Here is a 25,583-nt window from a genome sequence, read left to right as displayed (position 1 = left end):
TCAGAGCACCACTATCTTTTTCACTATCTCCTCTGGATTCTTCAGCACTTCTGTGAAGTCCTCAACAATCTCGAGCGTTCCCAGATATTCGTTGTCCCTTCCCCTTATCCCTGCAACGATAACCCTCAATATTCTGTCTCCAGACCTAGTCCAGAACTCTCTGTATGGCAGCTTACCTTCCTTCAGCAAATTCACGTTAAGACGGACATAGTTCTCAAGCCTCGGCGGGTGGCAGAACTCCAGCCTTCTTCCAATTATGCTCTTGCTCCTTGGAAAGCCCCCCATATATCTTGACTTGGAGAAGAACTTTATGCGGTCATTGCTGTCTGCAAATGTTAGCTCTAGGGGAATAGAATCGAAGATTCCCTCGAGCTGATCCCTGGAGAGAAATCCAGTCCTCAGCTCAATATCTCCCTCTCTCTTGACATCAAAGCTTTCAAATACAGCTGATTCAACAAGGCCTCTAACTTCTGGAGGAAGTTTTTCCAGAACAACTTTTCCTCCATCCTCGCTTAACTGATAGGGAAAAATTGGCTCCTCCTCTGTTCTCCACACATCAACCTCTGGAGCAACAACATATCCTAGCTCCTGACTCAGCTGAGCTATTGCTGCCCACTCTCCATCACTGAGCAGAGACCAGAGAGTTGGATAAAGAATCTTGTTCTCTCTGAAGACCAAATCAGCTATCTCTCTCGAAATTTCCAAGGAAAGGGAAGCTATTTTTTCCAATGATTTTTCGCTGTCCTGCTCCAGAAGTTTCTCAAGCTCTCTTATCTTAACTATAGCCTGATCCTCTCTCCCCCATAGAACTCTGGGAATGGCATTTATACCTCTCCTCTCAAGATAAGGAAATAGGATCATCTGGTTCTTCCTATAATGGATCCTTATTTTCTTCAGCTCTGAAATGTACCTCTTCAAAGAGTCCAAAATCCTCCTTCTTTCCTCCTCATTTCCCTTTAAAAGAGCTTGAGATAGAACAGCTAGGCCCTCCGCATTCCTCAAGATATGCTCGTTCTCCCTCAATAGATTGGAAAGGGGATGACCTCTGGGAACATTCCTGAGCTCCTTTGCCTCTAGAGCGCTTCTGAAAAGCTCTACATGGAGATCGCAAAGCTTCAGAATATCCTGAATGGGAAGCCCCTCCCTCACGAGCTCCTGCTCTATCACTGGGATCTCAACTGGGTTCACTTTCTGGAGAAGATCTCCATACTTTGCCTTTATGCTCTCTATGCTCTCTCCCCTATGTATGAGCTTTATTGCCTCTTTCAGAAGCTCCTTTTCGCTCTGTCCCATGGTTGTCAACCGTGATTTTTTCCATATGTCAATATTAAAATATTTTTCGTAAATATTCAATTGCTAGAGTCCATGGGCATAGCAAGCATATATTCACGGCTGATTCCAACGAACTCATTCAACTTCATTGTTCGGATACTGCTTGGAAGCGTGCCGCTGCCCTTTATCAGAAAGTATGGCATATCGGAGTGAACAGTTTCCCATCCCAGCTTCCTCAAGCTCTCTTTAAGATAAGAAGCAGCCTCGTTCAGCATCTGAGCGCTTTTCCTAACACTTTCCCTAACTATCGGATCAGAAAGAATTTTCATATATGCTGAGGAGATCCCATTTCTGGTCCATCCTACCAGCATAAGCAGCGTCTCCAGAAATCTATGAGAGCTGGATATCACTAGATAGGCTGGGTACCTTTTCAAGCCATATGTCTTGTGCAGCCTGAGAATGAAAGCTAAATTGTCTCTGGATTTGTTTAGAAGGGCTTCGTGCTCTCTCCTTATGAGGTCTCCCTCATTTCCTCTTAGCATGAAGGAATATGTGCTGTCTATCAGGAGGAAGTCGAAAAATTTCATAAGAGCTTCAGCTTCCTCCACGCTGAGAATCCTTCCCGTTGGAAAGTTGGGATCGCTCAAATAAGCTAGGCAGCTATCGAACATTGTTTCGGGAACTTTGAGCTCTATTTCTCCTTCTGAAATTGAATAGGAGCTGAGAAATGCTAGTTTTTTTCCCAAGAATGCTGCGGATGATGCAAGAGCCGATTCTCCCACTGTTGGAGAAAGAGATATAGCACAGCTTGTGCCAGCTGAAATTAGCAGAAGAGAAAGCGGATCCTCGGTTAATATCACTCCTGGATACTTGCCCAGAGCCCCAGGAAGGGAAACAGATGCAACGCTCTCCTCTACCTCAATTTCAGGGTCCTCATTTTTCAATGCATTGAGAAAAATCTCTCCAATTCTAACTCCAGGATACCTCATTTTTGCTCAAATTTAAAAATAGATTAACTGGATTAAATAAGAGCATGTCAACGGTGCATTGAGCTTGAAGAATAAAAGATGGAGGGCAGCCAGAGCTGCTCTGCTGGTTGCGGCAACGCTCGCACTCATAGCTGCGAGAGAGCTGGGGGCATTCAGGGGCATAGACGAAAGCATTTATTCGCTCTTCCCATCATCCGAAAACATTGTCATGAGGATAATTACAGAAACGGCCAGCATATATTCATTTGCAATTGTCATAGTATTGATTGCAATATATCAGCTGATGAAGTTTAGAGGATTCAGGATAGAACTTCTCAACTTCGTATCAGCGCTCGTATTGACATCGTTAATAACTTTGGCGCTCAAATATTTCACTGCTTCGCCAAGGCCAGGAGAAATACTGGTATCTTCACCTTCTATCTTCTCCCTCCTCTCCGATGTTTATTCCTTCCCCTCAGGTCATTCTTCCAGAGCATCAGTTGCATCCTATTTTCTATCGAAGAAGGGAAGGCTCTGGGCACTTTTGGGCTGGTCATATGTAATTTTAATATCTTTTTCCAGAATTTTCCTAGCAGTTCACTGGACCAGCGATGTAGTTGTTGGAGTATTTTTGGGCGCAGCCTGCAGTGACGTTGTTGACTTTGAGTCCAAACACCTAATTAAGCTCTATAAATCTATTTTGAGAAAAAGAGAGAGGATCTTGGACTAAGAGCTGAGACTTGTCGGGGAAAGTGATTGATTTGGAGAGAGAAAGCCAAATTGGAAGGGTTTTCTCTGGAGCTCTCTGGCTCTATCTTTCAACAATAGTCAGCAATCTTCAGGGCTTCTTCTTCTGGATGATAATATCAAGGCTAGGAGGAGGAGAGATCGTTGGCATTCTCTCAGTTGTTGTGGGCCTCTCCTCTCTTGTTGGAGGTTTGGTGAACCTAGGAATTAATACAGGTCTCAGCAGGTTCACTGGATATTGCCTGGGAATCGATGAAAATCCCAGAAAGTGCGCAACCGAATACCTCTGGACTGCCTCAATTTTCTCTCTTTTAGTCTATACAATGGGGAGCTTAACTATATTAGCCATCGGATACTTTTTCCCTGGTGCATATGGATACTCAAGAAGCATGATGCTCTTCGCTGCTATTTTCAACCTCTTTTCGTTTCTTGGGAGCTTTAGCTCATTCCTTCAGAGCGCTCTCCAGACAAAAAGAATATTTCTCTCCGTCATAATCTCAGTAGCTATAAAGTTCATCCTCGGGATATCTCTTTTCGAGTTGGGCTTTGGTTGGAAGGGGGTAGCTGTTGGCTACATGATGAATTCCCTCCTCCAGGGAATGATCAATGCTGCTCAGTCTCTGAGAATTGCCGAGCTCCATCCAACTTTTTCCATTGATAGGCTTAAGGAGCTCCTCAGGGCAGGGATTCCCAGCTGGGCACCAGGTTTGATATCAACAGTTGGCCAGTGGATGGGGATCCTTGTCCTCTACGGCTCGATTGGAAGCCTGGAGACTGGTGCCTACTATATCGCTTCACAGCTCTCCAATGTTGTTATCATGATATCCAATGCAATGAACGGCCTCCTCCTTCCCGTTCTTAGTGGAATGTCCGATGGAAGGAAGAGGACGGGAGCAAGGGTTTTCAGACTCAGCCTTGCCCTCATGATGCCCATAGGAGTATTTGTTATGATATATCCAAAGCTTTTCCTGACTCTTTTCGGAGAGGATCTCTCTGCAGGTTGGCCGGCACTAACAATTCTTCTGCTCTCTTCCCCTCTTGTTGCATATACAAGCTTTGTGACGAGCCTTCTCTATGCATATGGAGATTATTCTTCAATTTTCTGGGGCGGGACATTCACGAATCTTCCAAGGGTGTTCCTCTATTTCATATTTGCACCAATGCTTGGGGGCACAGGAGTTGCCATAACAACCGTCATAGGAACAATCATGGGAACCCTGTACTTCTACGAAAGGGCTAAGAAGGCAAATGTGTTTTTCGATAGAAGGAGCTTGATAATAGTTCTCAGCGTGCCATATTCAATTGGCCTCCTCCTCTATCTCTCTAAATTGAGCTGGATATATGGGATGCTGCTTCTCTCTCTTTCCTATGTCCTGTACATAAAGCTGAAGATAATTACCTTAAGCGATTTGAGAGAAATAGGAAGGGCACTTCTTGGAAAGGAAAGGGCCTCTGCCCTCTACACGAGACTTAAGCCAATACTCGAACCCCTGCTGGAGTAGCAGCAATGCTAAATTAATCTGGCCCCCAGAATAATCAGGCTCGAGGATAGAACAATTAGAACATTGTCATCGATTATTCCAAATTCAAACCTCTCTATGTACGATGCTATTAGAGAAGCCAATACCCCAACCGCTCCTGCATATAGAAAGCCAATAGGTACCATTAGAAGGGCCATTGCGAGATTTCCAGCCCAGTGCTTAGTTCTCCTTTTGAACATGAGATTCCTAACTATCCCCGTTACTCCGTCTCCAAAGCTAACAAGCATTGGAGGAAGCATTGCAACAAAGGGATTCCCCAGAGCAGTCCAGAGAGCTAGGACAGCTGCTCCCCATGCAAATGCGAAGTTAACTTCGTATGCATTTTCCCTAACCTGAAACCAGTACATTAGAGAGCCCTTTTCTCTTCTATACAACAAGTAAAACCCCAGGATCCAGGCAGCTAGCGCTGGGACAAAGGGGTAGTGAAAAATGAAAGGTATTGCTGCAGAGACAAATCCCCCGATAGAAATATGAACAATTTTTCTGTTCAAGTATGCTGCTCTCTTTTCCCCGAAGCCTCTCTTGATCATGTACGAATAGATTCTTTTTGTGAAGACGAATATGATGAACAAGCTGTAGACTAGCAGCAGCACAGCCACGAGCAAATCGGAGAGTAGCATGCTGTTAGCAATATCTATCAAGCGAATTCCCTCTTATTTTTCCGAAAATATCAATATAAAAACTTTAGCATTTTTTCAAGAAACCTGTAAAAAACTAGACATTTTCTAATAGCATTTTGATATAAGTTTTAAATATAATCCATGTAGAATAATATTTATGATAGGTGGCACAGAGAATTGCCCTTTAGCAGGAAAATCATAGCAGCAGATCAAAATATAGCAGAGGAGCTTCTCGAGCTAGCAAAGAAAAGAAACATGAGCATGTATAATTTGACAAATAAGGCCCTTGAAACCTATCTCCTCCTCTACAAGGCAAAGATAAACGAGCCAGAAAATATAGCTCTCGACTTGATTCTGTTTGACACGCTTAAGACCATGGGCTTTCGCCTTCAGCCACCAAGAATTCCTCTCGAGGACGTGGAGCAGCTGGGCAAGGTCATATATGAAGTTGCGCGTGCGAGATTCAAGCAGAATGATCCTGCTGTACTGATAGAGAGATTAGCAACACTCTTTGTAGGAGAAACGAACATATTTCCAGAGTGGGGAAACGAGAAGGAAAAAAGGCTCATAATAAACCTCTCAATAGATCACAAGGAAAGCATGGATTTCCTATACATGCTTTTCAGAGGGATAAGCTCAGCAGCTCTTGGCAATGAGGGGAATTGGAATGTTGAGAAGCGCGATGGTATAATAGTTGTGACAATAAAGCGCACAGAATTAGAGAGTGTTGGTGGGGGGGGGGGAGTGAGAACTACTCAGCATATTGGTTGACATAGGTTTCTATGCAGTATAGCTCATTGTTCAGAAGCTTTCTCAGAAAGGTCCTTGTGGAGAAGGAGACCTCAGCGCTCTCCTTTATTTCCTCTATATCGAAGAACCTAGCCTCAACTGCATCACTTCCAGCTCTCAGAGATCCCCAGATGCTGTCAAAGAGAACATCTATGAGAACGAAATGCTTCTTCACATTTCCATTGGAATCCCTCACAATCAGCTCATCAAGATTTACTATGCACTTTGGCTCTCCTTCCAATCCTGTTTCCTCGAGAAGCTCCCTCCTCGCTCCCTCGAAAATAGTTTCTCCAAGCTCAAGATGCCCGCCTGGGATTGCCCACTTCCCCTTCTGTGGAGGATATCCCCTCCTGACCAGCAGAATCCTGCCCCTGGAATCAAACACAACGGCTCCAACCCCTATGTAGGGTCTCTCCCTACTCTCCATTGATTTTCCTCCTCCTGTTTTCTAGCAGCTCTCCTTTCTGAGACTCTGCTCTCTTCCTAGCAAATTTTCTCAGCTCCTCAACATCAACATCGAAGGTGTACCAGGGATCATCTTTAACGCTCCTCAATATCTTTGATAGCCTGCACACGTTCTTTCCTATATTGTAAGCATCGATAACAGCAAATCCATTTTCAAGAACATCATCATAGGAGTGGTGATATGCAAGGGCCCAAGCAGGTATGTGGCATCCGTAGCTATTGAAGACATCCATCAAATAGGAAATTGCCATGGATGTCCCGGCATCGTTTCCAGTAGCAATGAAGGCAGCAACCTTTCCATCGAGCAGGCTTCTTCCAGAGTGAAGGAGCATGTTCTCTAGGCTTGTCATCCTGTCCAGAAGAATTTTCAGCTGTCCAGGAACCATGTACCAGTATATTGGAGTGGAGACTATTATTCCCTCTGAAGATATGAGCTTCTGCGCAAAGGAGTTGAAGTCATCATTTATAACGCATGGAAACTTGCACTCCATTATATCATCTGAAACGCATCCTATGCATGGCTTTATGCTCAGATCAGCTATCCAGACAATTTCAGCTGAGCAACCCTCATCAATCACCCCCTTCTCAGCAACATATGCTAGCTTTGCAGAGTTGCCATATTTTCTTGGAGATGCCTCCATGATAACAATTCTTGGAATGCTCGACATCTGTTTCCCCTCCTAATATCCAATCCATTCGAGAAGCCATTTTCTCTCATTCTTCATTGATGTTTCAGGACCATGCCCAGGCAAGATGAGCGCCTGATCTCCCAGCAAATCAACTAAAGTTCTTAGGCTCTTCTTAAGCTCATCCTCGCTCCCTCCTGGAAAATCAGTCCTGCCCACAAAACCTCTGAAGAGCGTATCCCCTGTCAAGCAGGCCTCTCCATCGTTAATTAGGAAAGAAACGCTTCCTGGAGAGTGGCCTGGAACTCTCAGGACTCTCATTTTCAACCCCTCCACACTCAAATCATTTTCATTCGATAGGTCAATATCAGCCCAGAATGAGCAGCTGGAGCTTTTTAAGCCAAAGCTCTCCATGGCCTTTCTATCCAGATCCAGAAAGAATAGATCCCTCGAGCTCATCGCTATTTTTGCCCCGTGACTTCTGGCTAATTCTCCAGCTGCACATGCATGATCAAAGTGTCCATGAGTCAGGGCAATCATTTTTATTTCAAGCCCGCTTCTTTTTACCTCCTCCTCTACAGCATTGGAATTTTCCCCTGGATCTATGAGAATGGCACTTTTTCTCCCAGCTGAGTAGATCAGATAGCTATTAGTCCTCAAAATGCCGTGGGGAATCCTCACGATTTTCAAATTGCCAATCAAAAAATCCTTTCTATCTGTTTCCATCCAGACACCAAAGCCTTTTTCTTCTGAAAAGTTAATATCATTGCCCTGGGGATAAGCTTGACCTTTTCAGTTGAGAACTTCAGCATAAAGCTGAAAACTAGCAGAAGAATTCAGATCATTGACATAAGCAAAGAAGTGGAGGAGCTCGTTGCGAAGAGCAAGATAAGGAGGGGAATCTGTCTAGTTACTGCACCTCATGCAACTGCAGCGATAGTTCTCAATGAGAACGAGCCTGGGCTTCTTGAAGACCTAGTGAACTTTGTGGAAAAGATTTTTCCAAGAGATGCTGAATATAGGCACAATCTCATTGATAGCAATGCCTCCTCTCATATAGCATCCTCATTCATTGGAAGCTCCAGAGCTATTCCCGTGGAAAATGGTAAGCTGAGAAAAGGAACATGGCAGAACATTCTCTTCCTTGAGCTCGACGGTCCAAGGAGCGAGAGGGAAATTGTTGTAACTGTAATGGGGGAGACATGATGCTGAGGAAAATGAGCGAGGATGAAAGGAATAAAATAGAGAGGATAGAGAGGATTGCCAAGCTGATCTATCCAAGGCATGGAACTCACGGCATAGAGCATATAGAGAGAGTTTTAGCTATTGCTCTCAGAATTGCTGAAGCAGAGGAAGATGAGGTCAGCGAGTTCATTCTCAGAGCCTCTTGCCTTCTGCATGATTCATCGAGGAGGAAGAGCAGCAGGAATCATGCTGAGGAAAGCGCTGCACTTGCAGGGGAGATCCTTAGGGGAATGGGAGTAGAAGAAGGAAAGGTAAAGAGAGTTCTCGAGGCAATTTCATCTCACAGCTTCTCTGAAAAAAGGGAGCAAAGCAGCATTGAGTCTAAGATATTGAGCGATGCCGATAAAATTGATGCACTTGGAGCTGTTGGAGTGGCCAGAGTTTTCCAATATGCAGGAGAAATGGGAAGGACAATTGAGGAGAGCATAGAGCACTTCAGAGAGAAGATATTGAAGCTCCCAGAGGAAATGCATACTGAATTGGGGAGGAAAATTGCCAATGAAAGAGCTCTTTTTGTTAAGGCCTTTCTAGAGCAGCTAGAGAGAGAGCTTGGAGGAGTGCGTTAAATAGAAATAGCATATCAGCAAAATGAAGAGGTGGTGTGGTGCATGGAAAGAAGAGGAAATGCAGTAATAATAGGCGTGGGAACTGGAATGGGAAGGTCAATAGCTCTTTCCCTCGCCTCAAGAGGCTGGAATCTGGCTCTCCTCTCAAGAAGCATGGATAGACTAAACGAAATTTGCAGGGAGGCAGAGGAATTGAAGGTGAAGTGCATAGCCATTGGAACAGATGCTATGGATGAGAGATCCCTTGTCAGTTCACTTAGGGAGGCTAGGAATGCTCTACTTGGAATAGATGCTCTCGTCTACAATGCGGGAGGTTTTTTCTCTCTCGAGGAGCTGGATAGCCTTGAATTAAATACGCTGGACAAGGCGTATTTCCTTCACATCAGGGGACTATTCATCTCGGTTAAGGAGCTGCTGAAGGATCTCAGGGAAAGAAAGGGGAGCATAGTTGTTATAGCAGCTTCCCCCTCCACAATAGTTGCGGGAAACGCAGCTTATGCAGCTACCAAGGGTGCGCAGCTGTGGCTGGTGAAGAGGCTGGCCAAGGAGATGTTGAAATATGGCGTTAGGGTAAACAGCGTTTCCCCAGGACCAACATCGCATGATCCCTCATCACCAGAGGATCTGGAGATCAAGCTGGGATCTGCTGAGCCAAGACCCTCATGGGATGTTGGAGAGGCTGTTGCCTTTCTGCTGAGCAAATCATCTCCAAGATTCACCGGATCAAATTTGATAATGGATGGAGGATTGAGCATTCCCGCCGATTGAGGTGCGCAAATTGCCCCTTGGAAGAAGAGTTGCTGTTGGATCCGATGATCTCTATGCTGCAGCCAGAGCTGCAGTTGATTTTCTCAGATCAAATGGCTTCGATGTAGTTGAAGTAGGTTCCCTCAAAACAGGCAGGGGGGAGCCATGGCCCGATGTTGGAAGGGAGGTTGGAGAGCTAGTATCCTCAGGAAGGGTTGATTGGGGAGTAGTTATATGCTATACGGGAACAGGAGTATCCATAATGGCAAATAAAGTGAGGGGGGTAAGAGCTGCCCTCTGCAATGACCCGGAAACAGCCAGAGGAGCCAGGCTCTGGAATGATGCTAATGTTCTCGCGATGAGTGGAAGGCTTGTAACAGATATACTTGCGAGGGAAATACTGAAGGCATGGACATCGGTGGGGGAGCCAGAGGAAGGGGAAAAAAGAAACATAGAGAAAGTATCGCTGTATGAGGAGAAGCGGAAGGGGAGGACAGCTGTTCTTGTCATCGACATGCTGAAGGACTTCGTCACAGGAAAGCTCGGAAGCCAAAGGGCTCTCAAGATAGTGGATCCCCTAGCCCAGTTCTTGGAAAATGCCAGGAGCCTTGGAGTCCCCATAATATATGCCGTGGACTCCCACATTCCAAGCATCGATCGTGAGCTGATAGTATGGGGAGAGCATGCTATGAGGGGAAGCGAGGGGGCAGAGATAGTTGATCAGCTTAAACCAAAAAATGGGGACTTCATTGTCTACAAGAGGAGGTACAGCGCATTCTTCATGACAGATCTCGATCTTCTGCTGAGGGAGCTAGGAGTCGATTCTCTGATCCTCACTGGAATAAGCACCGATATATGCGTATTGCACACTGCTGCTGATGCCTTCTACAGAGGCTACAGGATCATTGTTCCAAGAGAGCTGGTGGAGGCAATAAGCGAGGAGGGGCAGAGCAGAGGCCTCCAGATGATGAAGTCCCTATATGGAGCTGAAATTGTTACAGCATCAGAGGCACTGAGCATCATCAGCGAGAAGAGCCATCAAGATATATGACAGCGATCTCCCCATCCTCCTCTACCCTGAATCCCAGTCCCTTCGCCATTCCAATCAGCAGAGCTCTGAGCCTTGCTGCTGATCCCTTCAATGGAGGTAGGAGAATTGAGTTCCCCTTTGGAAAAGCAATTTTCAAGCTGAGGGCATAGCTCTCAAATATGTCCTTCGCCTCAGGAGTCAGCTCGAGCAGGGCCCTTCCAACACTGGAACCAAACCCATCTAGCTCATCGATTGATCTACCTTCAAGCAGAGAGGGGGGTACCAATATGAAGCCGAGCCTCCTGAGCATTTCATATCCAAGGGCCTCTTTAACAAGATTGGGAGGATAGAAGCCAACCCTCTCAGCATGAATTGCTGAGGAAAATATTGATCTTATGTAATTAGCCAGGCTCATCCCCCTCTCCCTTGCATACCTGGAGAGCTCCTCAACGAGCTCCTTCTCCACAGCTACAGTTCTTCTGCTTCTACTCATAGAAACCAGTCACCTTGAATACTAGAAGAGATGACTTTCTTTCCTTCCCAATCATCTTGAGACCATAGCCCTTTAGAAGTCCCTCAACTATTCTCTCAGCGAAGTCCAGAAGCGAGGACTGCGAGTCTCTAAATGAAACAATTATTTTGTAGCTTCCGTCCTCCTCTGCTATGTCCAGATTAGCCGAGGGGATCCATATCGATATTGTGTTCTTGAGCTCGAGGAGGGAGGAACCCCTTTTGACCTTGGCAAGCTCTGCGTACCAGGAGGACATTCTGTAGAGCTCATCCATCATCTCCTTCCTTTCCTCTTCGCTCATGTTCTCTATGACCTTTTTAACCACTTCCCAAGGTAGGACGACACCTCCGAGTCTGAGAATATCGTCCATCGAATCTGCATATGCTATTGCGCTTGATATCTCTGGCTTGTACTTCATTATTCTCAGAACATCGCTCAATATGTTCTCTATAAGTGCGGTGAACGGAATTCCAACTCTCTCTCCAACGTTCATTGCTTCCACTATAACATCCTCGGAGATAGCGAGAAATCTTCTCTTCCTCTCCCTATCTGACATGACAACCAGCTTCTTGATACTTTACACAGCATTAGACTAAAAACTTTATTTTGAAGATATTTTATAATAAGTTTTAAAGATTTGTAGGTTAGAATTGGCTTTCGATATTCTTCCAAGCATTATTTCTTTCCCAAAATATTCGTTTCCACATTCTCTCTTTGTCAGGAGATCTTCAACAACTCCACTCAGCATTTACCTTTTTTAGGACTCCACCAAAGCTTCTTTCCTCATTAGATGAAACGATACTATGTTCAGAACATATTCTTCTCATCAACAATCAAAAACATTCTATTATAGCCTATTTGAAGCTAGATCCCCTCTTCCCATCTTCTACGAGAGATTGATATGTTTATTTCTCAATTTCTCCTTTTGAGCCATAACCACCTTTCTCCATAATGTCTCGTAGGAACAGCTATGTGGGCACCATAATGACTTCTCAGATTGCTGAGGAGCTCTAATATTCTCTCAAACCCATTTTATGCTCAATTCCATTCTATCAGCATTGTTTCAGTGAGAAGGATCCTGTTATATCCTTTTTAGTATGGCATTCAGGCTTAGATCTCTGTGCGGTCTACTTATTCTTCTTAAAACTCTTCTCTAATTGCATCTATTACGAGAGAAACAAGAACTGCTCTTCTCATCATCCTTTTCCATCTTTTTCAGACGAAGAAAGAATTCAATAGAATGCTATTGGGATCCCAAAGCTTTTCAGAAAAACTTTCCAAGATTATTATTGCGTATAGGCTCTCCATCTGAAACGAATGATAGATATTCGATCTTCTCATTACTCGATAGAGCTTCGTTGATCTTTTTCTCAACCTGCACGATTATTTTTTCTAGCTCAAAAGAGGCATTCTCACCGAAGTCATGACGATTGTTCTCCAGTTAGCTGTACATTCAGGAGTAGGACCAAGTCCTCAAATAAACTTTGTTGCCTCCTAGGCTTCTCTCTAGGCACACAGAGGCTAGGGGACAAAATGCTATTTTCTCAATTGAAAGCATTTTTTCTTTGCTATTTCCTTTTTGTATACAAAAAAACACACACTTCTTAAATACCCTTCTCAACTATTATTTGAAAACGACGGAGGTAAATCCGTGTCATGAAATATACGGAAAAAATTGAGCTAATAGTACTTGCACTCCTACCAATTCTGTTGGTGGGAGCATTAACCATACCTACTGCTACAGCACAAACAACAGGAGGAGCGACAATAGTAAGCGCTACAGGAACAGCTTCAGATGGAAACGCATATCCTGGAGAGCCAATAACAGTAACAATTCAAGTCAATTTAGCTGGAGGCTACACAGTTGAGTTAGCTAACGATACTGCTGGGAAAACCGTGTGGGCATCTCAGACGTTCAATGCCCCTACAACAGGAACTTACACAATAACTCTGACCCTACCCCTATCATTGCCTAATTTAACAAGTCCACCAGCAGTTTACATACTCCTAACAGGACCCTTCACAAATACTTCTACATCCCTAAAAGTGTATCCAAAGATAGTTATCACACCAATTCAGACAGCTGTTGTTGATCAGAATGGAAATCCAATAAATGCTACAGTTAACATATATGGAGCCACCCCTTCTTCAATAATCTACAGTCTATTATTTACAGGGCCCTCTACATGGCAATATGTCTTCTCCACACCTCTAACCGTTAAAACTGATGGTACAAATACTACAACGTTGATTCTTTCAGGTCCAAACTCAGGCCTCAATTCAACAACTGGAATACCAAGAGGAACATATAGCGTCACTTTCTATAATGTAGCTGGTTTAAATTATACCGATTATGCAAAACCAGGGACAATTACAATACTTCCTGTCCTACTAATCACTCCGAACAACGGTAACGGAATTGATTCTGACCTAACTAGCATAACTCTCACAGGATACAGCTTTGATCCAAATGTAAACATAGCAGGAGTGAACTTCACAAACACCAACTTCACAAATGTCTTCTACTACTTCGACTTCACAACACTGAGCTCTCCCAAACAAACTGACAACACAGGATACTGGACATTTAGCAACTTATATAACGTATTCCCAACAAACATGACTGCAGGGCTATACACGCTTAACGTGGTTGAGACTCCAATATCTAAGACCGAGACGGCCTCACATTCAAACGTTCAATTCGGTACTGACACTCTAACGATATCCTCATCAACCATATACAACGATGTGGGAACACACGCAACTGTCACAGCAACTTTCAACATAGCAGGTAGCTGGGCATATCAGAAGCAGACGGCAGCGCAGTCCTACACAAAGACTGAGACACTGAAAATCGACTTCACGAGCGGAGGATATACATACGAAATAACCGGTATGTTGTACAATGCTACAGCAGTAATGTTTGCTCTCTACAACCTCTCAGCATCCCCAACGGTTCAGATCTTCTCCCAGGCAGTAAACACAACTTGGGATAGTAGCATAAATGCCAATGTGTCTGCTCTACTGTTCAATGTAACGAGTACGGGTATAACTAACGCAACAGGTTCAGCTACAGGCACTTTCCTCTACCAGGTAATATTCTACAACTACACCAACCTCATACAGATGGAGCTCGATGCATTTTCATTTGTTCCAACAAACAGCACCTACACAGTAACATATAACAACACTGATACTGGTACAGTGAAGACCTTTACAGGCACTCTGACGTTCAGCAATGGAGCAGCATCAGCCTCAATCCCCTCATTCACAGATGCTGGCATCTCATGGTCAATAAGCGTATCCGTAACAGTTCCTCTAAATGCAACAACCTACAATGATCAGCTCACCGTCACGATGACACCAACAGGAATGACATATCTTCCATTCCCCAACACCTACTATCTAGTGAGGCCAATTCTCATAGTAACTCCAACATCGGCACTTCCAGGAAGCACACTGACAATTACAGCATATGGATACGGTCCAGGAGCAGCATGGGGATACAGCGGGAAGAACACACTAACAGTTTCACTTGATAGGACAGTAATACTTGCAACAGTAACGCTCGGAAAGGATGGCAACTTAACATTTACGGTAACTCTTCCAAGCACAAACATACCATTCGGAGCTCACTACATATGGGGAAGGGATGCATGGGGATATGAGTACTCAGCTGCCATCATAATTGGATCAAAAGGATACTTTGAGATAGTCAACCCGCTCACAGGATTGCCAAAGACTGTTCCAAATGCTTATGCTGGATACAACAATGCCACGCTAACAGTCTGTCCATGCGGGCAGTACACAGGCTTGAAGTTCTGCGATCAGTGTGCTGTGTACAATGGTGGATGTGACTACGTTGGAGATCAGATAAGCGTGTTCCTCAACGGACTTAACCCAGGTGAAACAGTTACAATATACTTCGGCTCAATACCAATAGCAACAGCAACTGCTGACAGTACAGGTGCAGCTTCTGCCACTTTCGTGGTTCCAACCGTTCCTCAGGGTTCATACAGTATTACAGCTACTGGAGCATCCTTCGGAACCCTAACACTGCAGTTCTTCAACACAACAGCATTCTACAACTCTCCAGTGAATGTTGTTCCAAAGCTATTGCTGCTTGATCTCAACACAAACGCTGCTCCAGTCCTAGTAGGACCTGGAATAGTCAGAGTGATAGGAACAGGATTCACTCCAGGAGTCTCAATACTGTCAGTGCTGTTCAATGGAACCGATGCAGTGATGGCCCTAACCACAAACGTTGAGAGATGGAGCGCTAATGCTAATGGTCTGCTCGTCAGTCCATTCACAAGCACACTGGGACTCTATATCCCAGTGCTTGAGCCAGGAGCCTATGCTATATCCTTCGCCTATGCCCTTGGAACGACTATAAACTCAACAGATCCAGGCTACGTCTATGTAATCAACAACCTCACAAAGCTTGCCACTGTGATGGATGTCAATGCAGCAGTGAGCAACATAACTAATGCAGTTAACAGTGCAGCAAGCAGCCTCAGCAGCGCAATAAGCTCAGTCTCATCTCAGCTCACAACGCTGCAGAATAACCTCAACTCAGCAGTTCAGAGCCTAAATAGCGCTATAAGCAATGTGGGAACAGCTGTTTCAGGACTTCAGAACAGCCTCAACTCAATGGCAGCAACAGTCAATCAGATAAGCACGCAGGTCGGAACAATTAATACTGCTGTGAATAACTTGGCATCCCAGCTAAGCACTATATCAACGCAGGTTAGCAGCATGAGCTCAAAGATCGACACAGCTGTCAGCGCAGCACAGAGCGCAGCAACCAATGCACAGAACGCAGCGAACTCAGCAAGCACTGCAGCTTCTGCAGTCAATGCTCTGAGCTCCAAGATCGATAGTGCTGTGAGTGCAGCACAGAGCGCTTCAAGCGCAGCAGCCAACGCTTCATCAGCAGCAGCAAGTGCCTCCAGCAATGCCAGCAATGCTCTGTATGTCAGCATAATAACCCTGATATTAGTGCTCGTTGCAATAGCCATAACGTTCGTTGTCTACAGCACCCTCAAGAAATCTCTTGCAACTACAGCTGCCCCCTCAAAGTAAAAGAATTAATTTATAAAACTATATCATAACTTTTTTTCCTAAACTTTTAATTTCTTCTTCTATCCAGAATATTCAGGATTGAAGATGGACATCTCCATAGTTTTTCCAGCTAAGGATGAAGCCAGGTTCATTTCTCGCTCGATAAAGATAGCTAGAAAGGTTCAGGGAGTTAGAGAAGTAATAGTTGTAGATGGAATGAGCACTGATGGCACTCCAGAGATAGCTAGGAGAAATAGAGCTAGGGTAGTCTATCAGAGCCTTCTGAGATATCCTGGAAAGGGCGTTGCCATGAGGGATGGCTTCTACTTCTCGAAGGGAGACATAATTGCTTTCCTTGATGCAGACATCAAGAATCTCTCTGTTGAATTCATTGAGAAGCTCATAGATCCCCTCAGAAGGGGGGAGGCGGACTTCGTTAAGGGAACCTTCGAGAGGGCATCAGGTAGGGTGACAGAACTTGTAGCTAAGCCCCTTCTCAGGATGTTCTATCCAGAGCTCGCAAAGCTCTCTCAGCCTCTCAGCGGAGAAATTGCGGGAACTAGAGATGCCTTCTCCTCAGTTGATTGGGAGCTTGGCTGGGGTGTTGACATAGGAATAGTAATAGATATATTCAGAAGCGGATTCAGGATTGTTGAGAGGCATCTTGGCTACAAGGATCACGATATGAAGCCCCTTCCGATGCTAACTGAAATGGCGTATGAGGTAGCTGAAACAATACTCAGAAGAGCTGTGAAGGATGGAAAGCTGTCGAGGATGGAAGAAGAGAGAATGCTTTCTGAGATGAAGATGAAAGCTGTGGAGGCTGAGATTCCTTGAGGCACATTGTAATAGGATCCACTCACTTCTCTATGTTCATTCTGAAGGCAATAAGAGAGTCTGACCCCAGCGGAATCATCTACACTGTTGAGCGCTCACCTGAGGTTGCTGAGGTGATGAGCAAGCTAGTTTCTGGAAGAGCAGTCCACGGCCCTTTGACTGAAAGCCTTACACTGGAAAATGCTGGAATAAGAATTGCGGATACCCTCTTCTCGCTGACCGACTCTGATGCGCTAAATGCCAGCATTGTTGAGAGGGCAAAAAAGCACTACTCAGTCCCCCTCGTTATAGCTCTTGCAAATAATCCTATGAATGTTGAGCTTTTGTACAGCAGCGGATCAGATTTTGTTCTCAGCCCAGTCGATTCAGTTGTGAATGAGGTAAAAGCCCTTCTCTCAATCGATAGGCCAACTGAGCTTGTTCTCCCTAGAAGCATGAGCATGAACTTCATAGTACTGAGACCTGTGAACTCAATTTCCCTAATCGATTCAATATTTGAGAAGATCCCGAAGATGGATGGTGTGAAGAGCATAGCTGCTTTTTCCCTAAGCGACGGTAGAGAGAAGGATATCAGAGAGATAGTGAGGGGGGACATTGTGGAGATAGCTGTCAAGAAGAGCAGATCCGGAGAGATTCTCAAGAAGCTCATGGATATTCTGAAAGGAGCGAGGGGATAGGAAAATGAGCGTGTTCATCGATCTCGACATGACATTGACTGAGGAGAGGAGCATACAGGTCATAGATAGGGAGCTAGGTCTGATGGGAAGGACTCTGGAGATTCTAAAGCTCCCTATACCTGAAGAGGAGAAGTCAAGAAAGATAGCTTCAATTCTAGCTGGAAGAAGAATGGATGATGTGCTAAGTGCAGCAAGAAAGACGAGGATGAGCCCTTGCTCAAAGGAAATCATCGAATCTTTCATAAAGAGGGGCTTTGAGGTAAATATTGTTACGCTATCATACAGGCAGGTGGCTGAGGCGATACTATCAAATATGGGCTTTCTCAATAGAGTTAAAATACATGCCCCCATACTGGATGTCGATGAAAGTAATAAGATAACTGGAAGAGTATTGCTCAGAAGCAACATAATAGAAACCCCCTGGTGCATTAGATGTCCCGTTTGCAAGAGGGAGGTTTCAAGAAAAATGAAAAGGGAGCCCAGCATAGGTATAGGTGACTCCCTTCCAGACCTCTGCATGCACTTCGAGACCGATATATTCATTCTCATAGACAGGGGGAACATCCCCAATGGACTGGAGAGGTATGCAACACATATTTCCAGCGATCTATGCAGTGCTCATGCATATTTGGAGAATATTTTGAATGGAGGTGCAAAGTCTTGAGCCTGCTTGAAAGCCCTGTTGTTCTCCTCCTCCTGAGGCTGCTCGCCGCAGGAGCCTTCGTATTAGCAATATACTTCCTTACCAAGTACATATCCCGCATACTTGACAGGGTTGCTGGATCCATGGATAGGAGAGTGAGGAAGGAGATAGAGGATGTAATCAGGTATATCATATATCTTGTTGCAGCTCTAATCGCAATTGCAATCATATCTCCTGAGGCATCTATACTAACCACCCTTCTCCTTCTTGTTGGGCTCGCTCTCATAATAGCATTCTCCGATTCTCTGAGAAACTGGGGAGCGCAGTATGCTGTGAGGGGAACTGGATTGATCAAGTTGGGAGATTGGATAGAGGTTGATGGACAGTATGGCAGGGTCATAGAGGAAAAAGAATCTGGAATAGTTCTGGAGAGCGCAAAGAGGGAAAGAATATTTATTCCTAATACAAAGCTTGCATCCTCAATAATAGTTAACAGAACTACGCACATAGGATCGATTCATATCATTTCCTTTCTCCTTCCACAGAGCAGGAATCCAGTGGAAGTTATAGATAGGCTTAGGGAGATAGCATCTCTCGTAAGGCCGGAGCTGGCATCAGATCCGGAGATACTCATGAGGGCCGGGAAAAACGAGTATGCTTTCGATGTTGTTTTGGAGCTTGTAAACGCATCCAAGCTTCCATTAATACAGGAGGAAATAGTTAGAAAAGTCCTGGAGATCTATCCAGAGGCAAGAACCACAATACCTTCCCAGTGAATAGCTTTTTACAATCCCGAAAGCCTCGCCCCTTAGGGCGGGGAGGAGGTCAGCCTAGAGACAAGTTTATTGGCTCCTTGGAAGAAATCGCAAGGTTCACGAGGAGTCTAGGCGCCGGGGGCGGGATTTGAACCCGCGCTCCCCCAATGGGGAACTGGCTCTCAAGGCCAGCCCCTTAGTCCGCTCGGGCACCCCGGCATTTCTCTGTGGATGATTTCACGAAATAAGAATAAAAATTTAATCTACCCGAAAAAATCAAATAGAGCGAGGATGATTTGGATGAAACAGTTTAACTATAGTGAATACTTCTCTCTCCTAAAGAAATATGCAGATGCAAATGGCCCAAGCGGCCTTGAAGACGAGGTAAGAAGCATTCTGATAGAGGATTTGAGGGATAGCTCCGACAAGCTCTGGATTGATTCCATGGGAAACGTTATAGCTCTGAAGAGAGGTGAATCGGACAGGAAGCTGATGATAGCTGCTCACATGGATGAAATAAGCTTGATAGTGAAGCACATTGATGATAAGGGCTTTCTGAGATTCTCTCCAATAGGGGGATGGAATGAGAGGGTGCTCCCAGGCAGCAGAGTAAGGGTGAGGACAAGCAGCGGGAAATGGATAAAAGGTGTCATAGGAGTTAAGCCTCCTCATCTGATAACTCCAGAGGAGGAGAAGAAGGTCATTGAGATGAACAAGCTCTTCATAGACATTGGGGCTTCTTCCAGGGATGAGGCTCTATCTCTTGGAGTTGAGAAGGGCTCCAGGATTATATTTGACCAGGAGCTTGTATCTCTCACAGAGTACAGAGTGACTGGGAAGGCTCTAGATGACAGGGTTGGCCTTGTTGCTGCTCTAAAGGCATTCATAGAGTCTGAGCCTAAGGAAGTTACTCTCTACTTCGTAGCCACGGTTCAGGAGGAGGTTGGCTTGAAGGGAGCAAAAACGAGCGCCTTCCAGATATCTCCACACATAGCCATTGCACTCGATACAACAACTGCCAACGATGTTCCAGATGTCGAGGAGCATGAGGCTGTTGCGAAGATAGGGCAGGGTCCTGCAATAAAAATTGTTGATGGAAGAAGCGGTTCTGGCCTTCTCACGCATCCAAAAATTCTTGAGAGGCTCATATCTGTTGCTAAAAGCAGGGGGATCCCCTACCAGGCAGAGGTTCTCACGGGAGGAACAACTGACTCCTCAGCTATTCAGCTCAACAAGGAGGGAGTTCCTGCTGGGACGATAAGCATACCAACAAGGTACATTCACAGCCAGGTAGAATTGCTGGATCTGAGAGATCTCCACAACTCGGTTGAGCTGCTGAAGGCATTCTACGAGTCCCTATCTTCTCAATGGATCGATGAGATCAGAGAGAAAGTTCTCAAGTAAAAGATCTTTCACTTTATTACTGCTCTCCACCAATTTCCTTTTACTATCCAGGCTAGAGCAAATATTCCGGAAATCACATTGCTCAGGGACATTCCTATCCATATTCCCCTAATTCCCATCCCAATGGGGCCAGGTCCGAGCAAATAAGCTAGGAGATTTCTTATAAGCCATATTCTGACTAAGCTTATGAATATCATGAACCTGGTGTGTCCGCTGCCTTGTGCTACGGCCCCCATCAGCTGTATTATCTCGAAGAAAACTATCGTGAGCCCCATATATAGGAAGAACTCTGCTGCAGCTTCAACAACATCGGGATCATCTATGAAGGAGAGAGCTATCGATCTTCCAAAAGCTGCAAATGCGATTCCTCCCAGCAAACCTACTATTGAGACAATGACTAGAGCCTTTTTTGCTATTTCTCTAGCCCTATCTGGAAGCCCTGCTCCAAGGCTCTGTCCAACCATTATGCTCGTGGCTCCTATGAAACCTATCACTGCAAAGTGAAGAAGGTTCATTGGCCTATCCCCAACTCCCCATCCTGCTAGGGCAGTGCTGCCCTCCATGCTTATTATAGAGGTGAGCACGGTGAATCCAAGCCCGTCCATGAGCCAGGAGAGAGATAGAGGAGCACCGATCTTGAGCATTAGCTTCAGCATCTGCTTGTCCGGCCTCATATATTTCCTCTCAAGCCTCACACCAATTGATCCTCCTGTTATTATCCTGAGCGACACTATTGAGACAATGAATCTGGAGATCAGCGTTGAAATTGCTGCTCCCTCTACTCCTAAAGCTGGAAAAGGCCCGAGGCCCAATATTAGAAAGGGATCCAGCAAAGCATTCATGGCTATACCGAAGGCATTCAGCTTCATTGGAAGTACTGTATTGCCGCTTGCCGATACAACTGCTCTGAAGCTCTCCCAGAGCGAAATGAATATGGTACTTATGAAGAATATTCTAGAGTATGAGAGGGCATAGGGAAAAGTGTCATCAGGTATTCCTATTGCTCTGAGTAAATGCGGAATGCTGAGAAGGCCTAGGATGCTCGCGACAATGCTGGCAGCTATCCCCAAGAAGTATACCTGCCCAACGCTCTTCTTCATTCCCTCCACATCATCAGCCCCCTTGTACTGAGAAACAAGCGAAATTCCCGAAGCGAGCAATCCACTCATTGCAGCCATGAAAGTGGAGATGAGAGGCCAGGATGCAGATGGAGCTGCAACTGCCTCCTTTCCAAGCCTTCCAAGCCAGAATACGTTTGCCAAATCATAGAGTACCTGAACCATTTCCGAGAGCGCAAGAGGTATTCCAAGCTTAATCATTGTTTTGTATATGCTTCCCTTCAGCACTTCCTCTTTGCTCACTCTTAGCTTCTTCCCAGACATTGCTTTCTCAGCTGCTTTTTTGTTATGAGGAAAAAAAGATCTTTTTTGATTTTTATGGAAAGGTTAAATAAATGTTGATAGCAGCAAAAATCAAATATAAAAACCCTTTACTCCATATAACTTAAGCGCATACTCAAGCTGATGGTTATGTATAAAGAATTCACAGGAGCGTAGATTTCACATGTCTGCAGAACAGGAGGGATTCCGCTACATAGTCAGGGTAGCTGGCACGGATCTTGATGGAAGGAAGAAGCTAGCCTACGGCCTTGCTGGAATTAAGGGCATAGGCTATACAACTGCTTTCACTCTCCTCAGGAGGCTGAACATAGATCCAGAGAAGAGGACTGGCTTCTTGAGCGATGAGGAAATAGAGCGAATAGAAAGAGCCATTTCGAGCATTCACGAAGAAAAGCTCCTTCCTTCCTGGATGTTCAACAGGAGAAAGGACATAGAGACTGGGGAGGATTTCCATCTGATTGGCTCAGAGCTAATATTCAGGGTTAAGCAGGACATAGAGAGGGAGAAGAAGATCAAGAGCTGGAGGGGAATTAGGCATGCTCTGGGCCTAAAGGTTAGAGGACAGAGAACCCATACAACTGGAAGGCTCGGAGTGACGGTGGGAGTTTCAAAGAAGGGCAAGAAGCAGCAGCCTGGAGGGCAGGGGTGATCTGAGTGGGCGATCCGAGAAAGCTCAGGAAAAAGTGGAGTGGTCCTGGGCATCCCTGGGATAAGGCAAGACTTGAAACAGAAATGAGAATCATGGGCAAATATGGCCTGAGAAACAAGAGGGAAATATGGATAGCCCAGACAATGGCCAGGAAGATCAGGCACAGGGCAAGGCAGCTTCAGGCACTGCCTGAATCTGCAAGAAAGGCTGAGGAAGAGGGGCTCATAAGAAGGCTTGTGGCTCTGGGAATAGTTGGAGAGAGGTCAACGCTGGATGATCTCCTTTCAATTTCAGTTGAGCAGATCCTCAACAGGAGACTTCAGACAATAGTATATCAGAAGGGTTTGGCAAGAACTCCATATCAGGCTAGACAGCTCATAGTTCATGGTCACATTGGAATTGCAGGTAGGAGGGTTACAAGTCCCGGATACTTGGTAAGCAGGGCTGAGGAGGATCTTGTCGAGATACTTCCCGGAAGTCCGTTCAGAAAGATGCTTGAGGAGGCGAGGTGAGAGCAATGGCGCTTTCTTCTAGAGAGCTAAAGTGGGGTATAGCACATATCTACTCAAGCTTGAACAACACAATAGTTCATATTACCGATCTCTCTGGAGCAGAGACTGCCTCAAGAGTTTCAGGCGGCATGGTTGTTAAGGCTGACAGGGAGAAGCCCTCTCCATATGCAGCAATGATAAGCTCCTCAAGAGCTGCACAGTTGGCTATGGAGAGAGGCATAACGGCGATTCACATAAAGGTTAGAGCACCCGGAGGACATGGACTTAAAACTCCAGGACCTGGAGCGCAGGCAGCAATAAGGGCTTTGGCAAGATCTGGCTTCATAATAGGGAGAATAGAGGACGTTACTCCCATACCGCACGACTCCACAAGGAGACCTGGAGGAAGAAGAGGAAGGAGAGTCTAAGAGAGCATTCAAAAGGTCATGTCTATGGAAATCAAGAGCGTTTCAGTAAAGGGAGAAACTGCTGAGCTAAGAGTGGTGGGAGCTCCGACTGAGCTGCTCTCAGCTGTGCGAAGGCTGATGATAGAGGAGGTCCCGACAATGGCTGTCGACAGCGTGCTGGTTCTGGAGAATAACTCAATTCTCCATGACGAGGTGCTTGCTCACAGATTAGCGATGATTCCATTCCACAGCGAGGAGGCAATAGAGAAGTATGGCTCACCGGAGAAATGCATGGAGTGCCCTCAGTGCGAGGGATGCTATACAAGGGCTTATCTCGAGGTCTCAAATCAGGACAGCGAAAAAAAGGTAGTTTATGCAAGGGACATAAGGCTCGAGGATCCCCAAGTCTATCCAGCCATACCTGAGATCCCCATAATAGTTCTTGGAAAAGGGCAGAAGATAGCAGTAGAGCTCGAGCTAAGGCTAGGAAGAGGGAAGGAGCACATAAAGTGGAGTCCAGTCTCGCTTTCACTCCTCCTATCTATTCCCCTGGTAGAATATGATTTATCCTACTGCCAGGATAGCACAGCCTGCCTAAAGTGCATATCAAGCTTCAGTCAAGAACTCGCGGAGGAGATCTCGAGGAAAAAGAAGGGGGAAATAAAGATTGAAAATTTTTCGAATACAAGCATTCTGAGATTCTGCGAGGAGAAGGAATGCAGGGGATGCATTAAGGTTAATTATCTTGATAATGAGAGGATTCTAAGGCTGGAGTCAACAGGATCCCTTTCCCCTCAGACAATTATTAGGCTCTCCCTCTCGGTACTGAGGGAGAAGCTGAAGCAGTTTGAGGATATACTGAACAAAATAGAGAGTGAGGCATAATGAGCAGGACGGGAACAACGAACTTACACAGGAGAAAGGTTATAAGAGGACTGAGAGGCCTCTCTGCTAAAACAGGTCAAAGCCTATGGGAGAGAGTTGCAGAGCTCCTCAGCTCTCCAAGGAGAAGGAGAATTGCAGTTAATCTGTCTAAGATAAACAGGTATTCAAGCAGTGGAGAGGTAATTATTGTTCCTGGAAAAGTCCTCGGTGCTGGTAAGATTGAGAAGAAAATTACTGTTATTGCTGAGAGCTTTTCGCAGAAAGCATTTGAGAAATTGAACAGTGCAGGATGCAGAATCCTTTTACTTGGAGAAACTGCTAGCTCACAGGAAATTGCTTCGCAGTTGAAAGGATCAAGGATCAAAATAATCAAGTAGCAATGGTGATAGGCATGCAGGCAAAGGAAGAGGAAGTTTTCATAGACGCTTCAGGCTTAATATTGGGGAGAATGGCCTCCACAATAGCAAAGATGCTGCTTCAGGGAAAGAAGGTTACAGTAGTCAATGCTGAAAAGGCTGTTCTGAGCGGCGACATGAAGAGGGTTGTTGAGGGATACAGAAACCTATGGAAGGTGAGGACCTTCAGAAATCCCGAAAAGCAGGGAATGAGGAGGCCAAGAACTCCATCTGGTATAGTAAAGAGGACAGTGAAGGGCATGCTTCCAAATAAGCCAAGAGGGAAGGAAGCATATAAGAACCTGAAAGTTTATATAGGCATTCCCAAAGAGCTGGAGGGAAGGAATTTCTTGAGGCTAGAGGAGGCAGATTCCTCAAAGCTGAAATCCAAGCGAATAACTGTTGGTGAGCTCGCAAGAGCTCTAGGATGGGGTGTAAAAGCATGAAGTTTGTCCTTTCAGCAGCAAAGAGAAAGACTGCGGTTGCTAGAGCTCTAATAAAGGAAGGAAAGGGAAGGGTTTACATAAACGAAATTCCTCTTGAGCTGCATCCAATAGAGCTTTTCAGAAACAAAGTTATGGAGCCAATAATGCTTCTTGGAAGTGAGCTCAGGGGAAAGGTTGATATTGTTGTTAGAGTTAATGGAGGAGGAGTAATGGCTCAGGCTGATGCTGTGAGGACTGCTATATCCCGAGGTCTTGTGAAGTTCTTTGAGAGCGAGCAGCTGAAACGAATATTTCTCGAGTATGACAGGGTAATGCTTGCTGGGGATCCGAGACAGACCGAGCCAGAAAAGTACATGAGGTACAGCGCCAGAAGAAGGTGGCAGAAGTCCTACAGGTGATGAAT

Annotated in this window: 29 protein-coding genes and 1 tRNA gene; 20 read left to right on the top strand and 10 right to left on the bottom strand. The window is 45.3% G+C overall.

Annotation, left to right across the window (positions count from 1 at the left end; all coding sequences use genetic code 11):
- Both QXR92_02655 and QXR92_02650 read right to left on the bottom strand, forming a co-directional pair.
- Positions 1-1,293: a DUF438 domain-containing protein gene (locus tag QXR92_02655; protein ID MEM0318910.1), complete on the bottom strand. Its 1,293-nt coding sequence runs from the start codon at positions 1,291-1,293 to the stop codon at positions 1-3.
- Positions 1,294-1,349: 56 nt separating this feature from the next.
- Positions 1,350-2,261: an aminotransferase class I/II-fold pyridoxal phosphate-dependent enzyme gene (locus tag QXR92_02650; protein MEM0318909.1), complete on the bottom strand. Its 912-nt coding sequence runs from the start codon at positions 2,259-2,261 to the stop codon at positions 1,350-1,352.
- Positions 2,262-2,325: 64 nt separating this feature from the next.
- Between QXR92_02650 and QXR92_02645 the strand changes: the two genes are divergently transcribed.
- Positions 2,326-2,970, top strand: coding sequence for a phosphatase PAP2 family protein (locus tag QXR92_02645; GenBank protein MEM0318908.1), 645 nt, complete (start codon positions 2,326-2,328; stop codon positions 2,968-2,970).
- A gap of 31 nt (positions 2,971-3,001) precedes the next feature.
- Positions 3,002-4,489 (top strand): oligosaccharide flippase family protein, encoded by a 1,488-nt coding sequence (locus QXR92_02640; protein MEM0318907.1) that lies wholly within the window; start codon positions 3,002-3,004, stop codon positions 4,487-4,489.
- A gap of 8 nt (positions 4,490-4,497) precedes the next feature.
- Here QXR92_02640 and QXR92_02635 read toward each other — a convergent pair whose 3' ends face one another.
- The gene (locus tag QXR92_02635; GenBank protein ID MEM0318906.1) at positions 4,498-5,169 is read right to left on the bottom strand and encodes a dolichol kinase; all 672 of its coding nucleotides are present in this window, start codon (positions 5,167-5,169) and stop codon (positions 4,498-4,500) included.
- Positions 5,170-5,325: 156 nt separating this feature from the next.
- Here QXR92_02635 and QXR92_02630 point away from each other — a divergent pair, with 156 nt between their 5' ends.
- On the top strand, positions 5,326-5,919 hold the full coding sequence (locus QXR92_02630; GenBank protein MEM0318905.1) for a hypothetical protein: 594 nt from the start codon (positions 5,326-5,328) through the stop codon (positions 5,917-5,919).
- On the opposite strand, the gene QXR92_02625 is transcribed toward QXR92_02630, so the two are convergent.
- Genes QXR92_02625 through QXR92_02615 form a run of 3 tightly spaced genes read right to left on the bottom strand, consistent with a single transcriptional unit; the run spans position 5,900 to position 7,754 of the window.
- Positions 5,900-6,364, bottom strand: a complete 465-nt coding sequence (locus QXR92_02625; protein MEM0318904.1) for an NUDIX hydrolase — start codon at positions 6,362-6,364, stop codon at positions 5,900-5,902. The genes QXR92_02630 and QXR92_02625 overlap by 20 nt on opposite strands.
- Entirely contained in the window at positions 6,354-7,070 is a 717-nt protein-coding gene (locus QXR92_02620) for a flavodoxin family protein (protein ID MEM0318903.1), read from the bottom strand. The genes QXR92_02625 and QXR92_02620 overlap by 11 nt, the downstream gene beginning before the upstream one ends.
- 12 nt (positions 7,071-7,082) lie before the next feature.
- Entirely contained in the window at positions 7,083-7,754 is a 672-nt protein-coding gene (locus QXR92_02615) for an MBL fold metallo-hydrolase (GenBank protein ID MEM0318902.1), read from the bottom strand.
- Positions 7,755-7,811: 57 nt separating this feature from the next.
- Between QXR92_02615 and QXR92_02610 the strand changes: the two genes are divergently transcribed.
- From QXR92_02610 to QXR92_02595, 4 genes are read left to right on the top strand one after another with little or no spacing between them, the layout of a single operon-like run.
- Positions 7,812-8,234 (top strand): secondary thiamine-phosphate synthase enzyme YjbQ, encoded by a 423-nt coding sequence (locus tag QXR92_02610; protein MEM0318901.1) that lies wholly within the window; start codon positions 7,812-7,814, stop codon positions 8,232-8,234.
- An 11-nt stretch (positions 8,235-8,245) separates the two neighbouring features.
- Positions 8,246-8,839 (top strand): HD domain-containing protein, encoded by a 594-nt coding sequence (locus QXR92_02605; protein MEM0318900.1) that lies wholly within the window; start codon positions 8,246-8,248, stop codon positions 8,837-8,839.
- A gap of 42 nt (positions 8,840-8,881) precedes the next feature.
- Positions 8,882-9,607 carry an SDR family oxidoreductase gene (locus QXR92_02600; protein ID MEM0318899.1) on the top strand — a complete coding sequence of 242 codons (726 nt, stop codon included), beginning with the start codon at positions 8,882-8,884 and terminating at the stop codon, positions 9,605-9,607.
- A gap of 10 nt (positions 9,608-9,617) precedes the next feature.
- Positions 9,618-10,637 carry an isochorismatase family protein gene (locus QXR92_02595; GenBank protein MEM0318898.1) on the top strand — a complete coding sequence of 340 codons (1,020 nt, stop codon included), beginning with the start codon at positions 9,618-9,620 and terminating at the stop codon, positions 10,635-10,637.
- Here QXR92_02595 and QXR92_02590 read toward each other — a convergent pair.
- Together QXR92_02590 and QXR92_02585 are read right to left on the bottom strand one after the other, a co-directional pair.
- Positions 10,609-11,109, bottom strand: a complete 501-nt coding sequence (locus tag QXR92_02590) for a hypothetical protein (GenBank protein MEM0318897.1) — start codon at positions 11,107-11,109, stop codon at positions 10,609-10,611. The two genes, QXR92_02595 and QXR92_02590, sit on opposite strands and share 29 nt — an antisense overlap.
- Positions 11,102-11,683 carry a hypothetical protein gene (locus QXR92_02585; protein MEM0318896.1) on the bottom strand — a complete coding sequence of 194 codons (582 nt, stop codon included), beginning with the start codon at positions 11,681-11,683 and terminating at the stop codon, positions 11,102-11,104. The genes QXR92_02590 and QXR92_02585 overlap by 8 nt, the downstream gene beginning before the upstream one ends.
- 1,100 nt (positions 11,684-12,783) lie before the next feature.
- Between QXR92_02585 and QXR92_02580 the strand changes: the two genes are divergently transcribed.
- The 5 genes from QXR92_02580 to QXR92_02560 all read left to right on the top strand — a co-directional run bounded on the left by QXR92_02580 (position 12,784) and on the right by QXR92_02560 (position 19,124).
- A complete protein-coding gene (locus QXR92_02580; protein MEM0318895.1) occupies positions 12,784-16,212 on the top strand; it encodes a hypothetical protein in 3,429 nt (1,142 codons plus the stop codon).
- A gap of 84 nt (positions 16,213-16,296) precedes the next feature.
- Positions 16,297-17,028, top strand: coding sequence for a glycosyltransferase (locus QXR92_02575; protein ID MEM0318894.1), 732 nt, complete (start codon positions 16,297-16,299; stop codon positions 17,026-17,028).
- On the top strand, positions 17,025-17,705 hold the full coding sequence (locus tag QXR92_02570) for an NAD(P)-binding protein (protein ID MEM0318893.1): 681 nt from the start codon (positions 17,025-17,027) through the stop codon (positions 17,703-17,705). The genes QXR92_02575 and QXR92_02570 overlap by 4 nt, the downstream gene beginning before the upstream one ends.
- A 4-nt stretch (positions 17,706-17,709) precedes the next feature.
- The gene (locus QXR92_02565; protein MEM0318892.1) at positions 17,710-18,369 is read left to right on the top strand and encodes a haloacid dehalogenase-like hydrolase; all 660 of its coding nucleotides are present in this window, start codon (positions 17,710-17,712) and stop codon (positions 18,367-18,369) included.
- Complete coding sequence (locus QXR92_02560) at positions 18,366-19,124, top strand: mechanosensitive ion channel family protein (protein MEM0318891.1); 759 nt, start codon at positions 18,366-18,368, stop codon at positions 19,122-19,124. The genes QXR92_02565 and QXR92_02560 overlap by 4 nt, the downstream gene beginning before the upstream one ends.
- A gap of 112 nt (positions 19,125-19,236) precedes the next feature.
- Here the strand turns inward: QXR92_02560 and QXR92_02555 are convergent.
- Positions 19,237-19,322, bottom strand: a tRNA-Ser gene (locus QXR92_02555).
- Positions 19,323-19,403: 81 nt separating this feature from the next.
- Between QXR92_02555 and QXR92_02550 the strand changes: the two genes are divergently transcribed.
- Positions 19,404-20,507 (top strand): M42 family metallopeptidase, encoded by a 1,104-nt coding sequence (locus QXR92_02550; GenBank protein ID MEM0318890.1) that lies wholly within the window; start codon positions 19,404-19,406, stop codon positions 20,505-20,507.
- A gap of 8 nt (positions 20,508-20,515) precedes the next feature.
- Here QXR92_02550 and QXR92_02545 read toward each other — a convergent pair whose 3' ends face one another.
- Complete coding sequence (locus tag QXR92_02545; GenBank protein MEM0318889.1) at positions 20,516-21,889, bottom strand: MATE family efflux transporter; 1,374 nt, start codon at positions 21,887-21,889, stop codon at positions 20,516-20,518.
- Positions 21,890-22,070: 181 nt separating this feature from the next.
- Here QXR92_02545 and QXR92_02540 point away from each other — a divergent pair, with 181 nt between their 5' ends.
- Genes QXR92_02540 through QXR92_02510 form a run of 7 tightly spaced genes read left to right on the top strand, consistent with a single transcriptional unit; the run spans position 22,071 to position 25,578 of the window.
- Positions 22,071-22,556, top strand: a complete 486-nt coding sequence (locus QXR92_02540; GenBank protein MEM0318888.1) for a 30S ribosomal protein S13 — start codon at positions 22,071-22,073, stop codon at positions 22,554-22,556.
- 5 nt (positions 22,557-22,561) lie between these two features.
- Positions 22,562-23,068 carry a 30S ribosomal protein S4 gene (locus QXR92_02535; protein ID MEM0318887.1) on the top strand — a complete coding sequence of 169 codons (507 nt, stop codon included), beginning with the start codon at positions 22,562-22,564 and terminating at the stop codon, positions 23,066-23,068.
- A 5-nt stretch (positions 23,069-23,073) separates the two neighbouring features.
- Positions 23,074-23,475, top strand: a complete 402-nt coding sequence (locus QXR92_02530) for a 30S ribosomal protein S11 (GenBank protein ID MEM0318886.1) — start codon at positions 23,074-23,076, stop codon at positions 23,473-23,475.
- 24 nt (positions 23,476-23,499) lie between these two features.
- Positions 23,500-24,339: a DNA-directed RNA polymerase subunit D gene (locus QXR92_02525; GenBank protein MEM0318885.1), complete on the top strand. Its 840-nt coding sequence runs from the start codon at positions 23,500-23,502 to the stop codon at positions 24,337-24,339.
- Positions 24,339-24,716: a 50S ribosomal protein L18e gene (locus QXR92_02520; GenBank protein MEM0318884.1), complete on the top strand. Its 378-nt coding sequence runs from the start codon at positions 24,339-24,341 to the stop codon at positions 24,714-24,716. The genes QXR92_02525 and QXR92_02520 overlap by 1 nt, the downstream gene beginning before the upstream one ends.
- A gap of 14 nt (positions 24,717-24,730) precedes the next feature.
- Positions 24,731-25,180, top strand: a complete 450-nt coding sequence (locus tag QXR92_02515; protein MEM0318883.1) for a 50S ribosomal protein L13 — start codon at positions 24,731-24,733, stop codon at positions 25,178-25,180.
- Positions 25,177-25,578, top strand: a complete 402-nt coding sequence (locus QXR92_02510) for a 30S ribosomal protein S9 (GenBank protein ID MEM0318882.1) — start codon at positions 25,177-25,179, stop codon at positions 25,576-25,578. The genes QXR92_02515 and QXR92_02510 overlap by 4 nt, the downstream gene beginning before the upstream one ends.
- The last annotated feature ends 5 nt before the right edge of the window (positions 25,579-25,583 follow it).

The sequence above is a fragment of the Fervidicoccaceae archaeon genome (genome assembly GCA_038734945.1).
Taxonomy (GTDB): Archaea; Thermoproteota; Thermoprotei_A; order Sulfolobales; family Fervidicoccaceae; genus ARK-14.
This window is presented reverse-complemented; position numbering and strand designations above follow the sequence as displayed.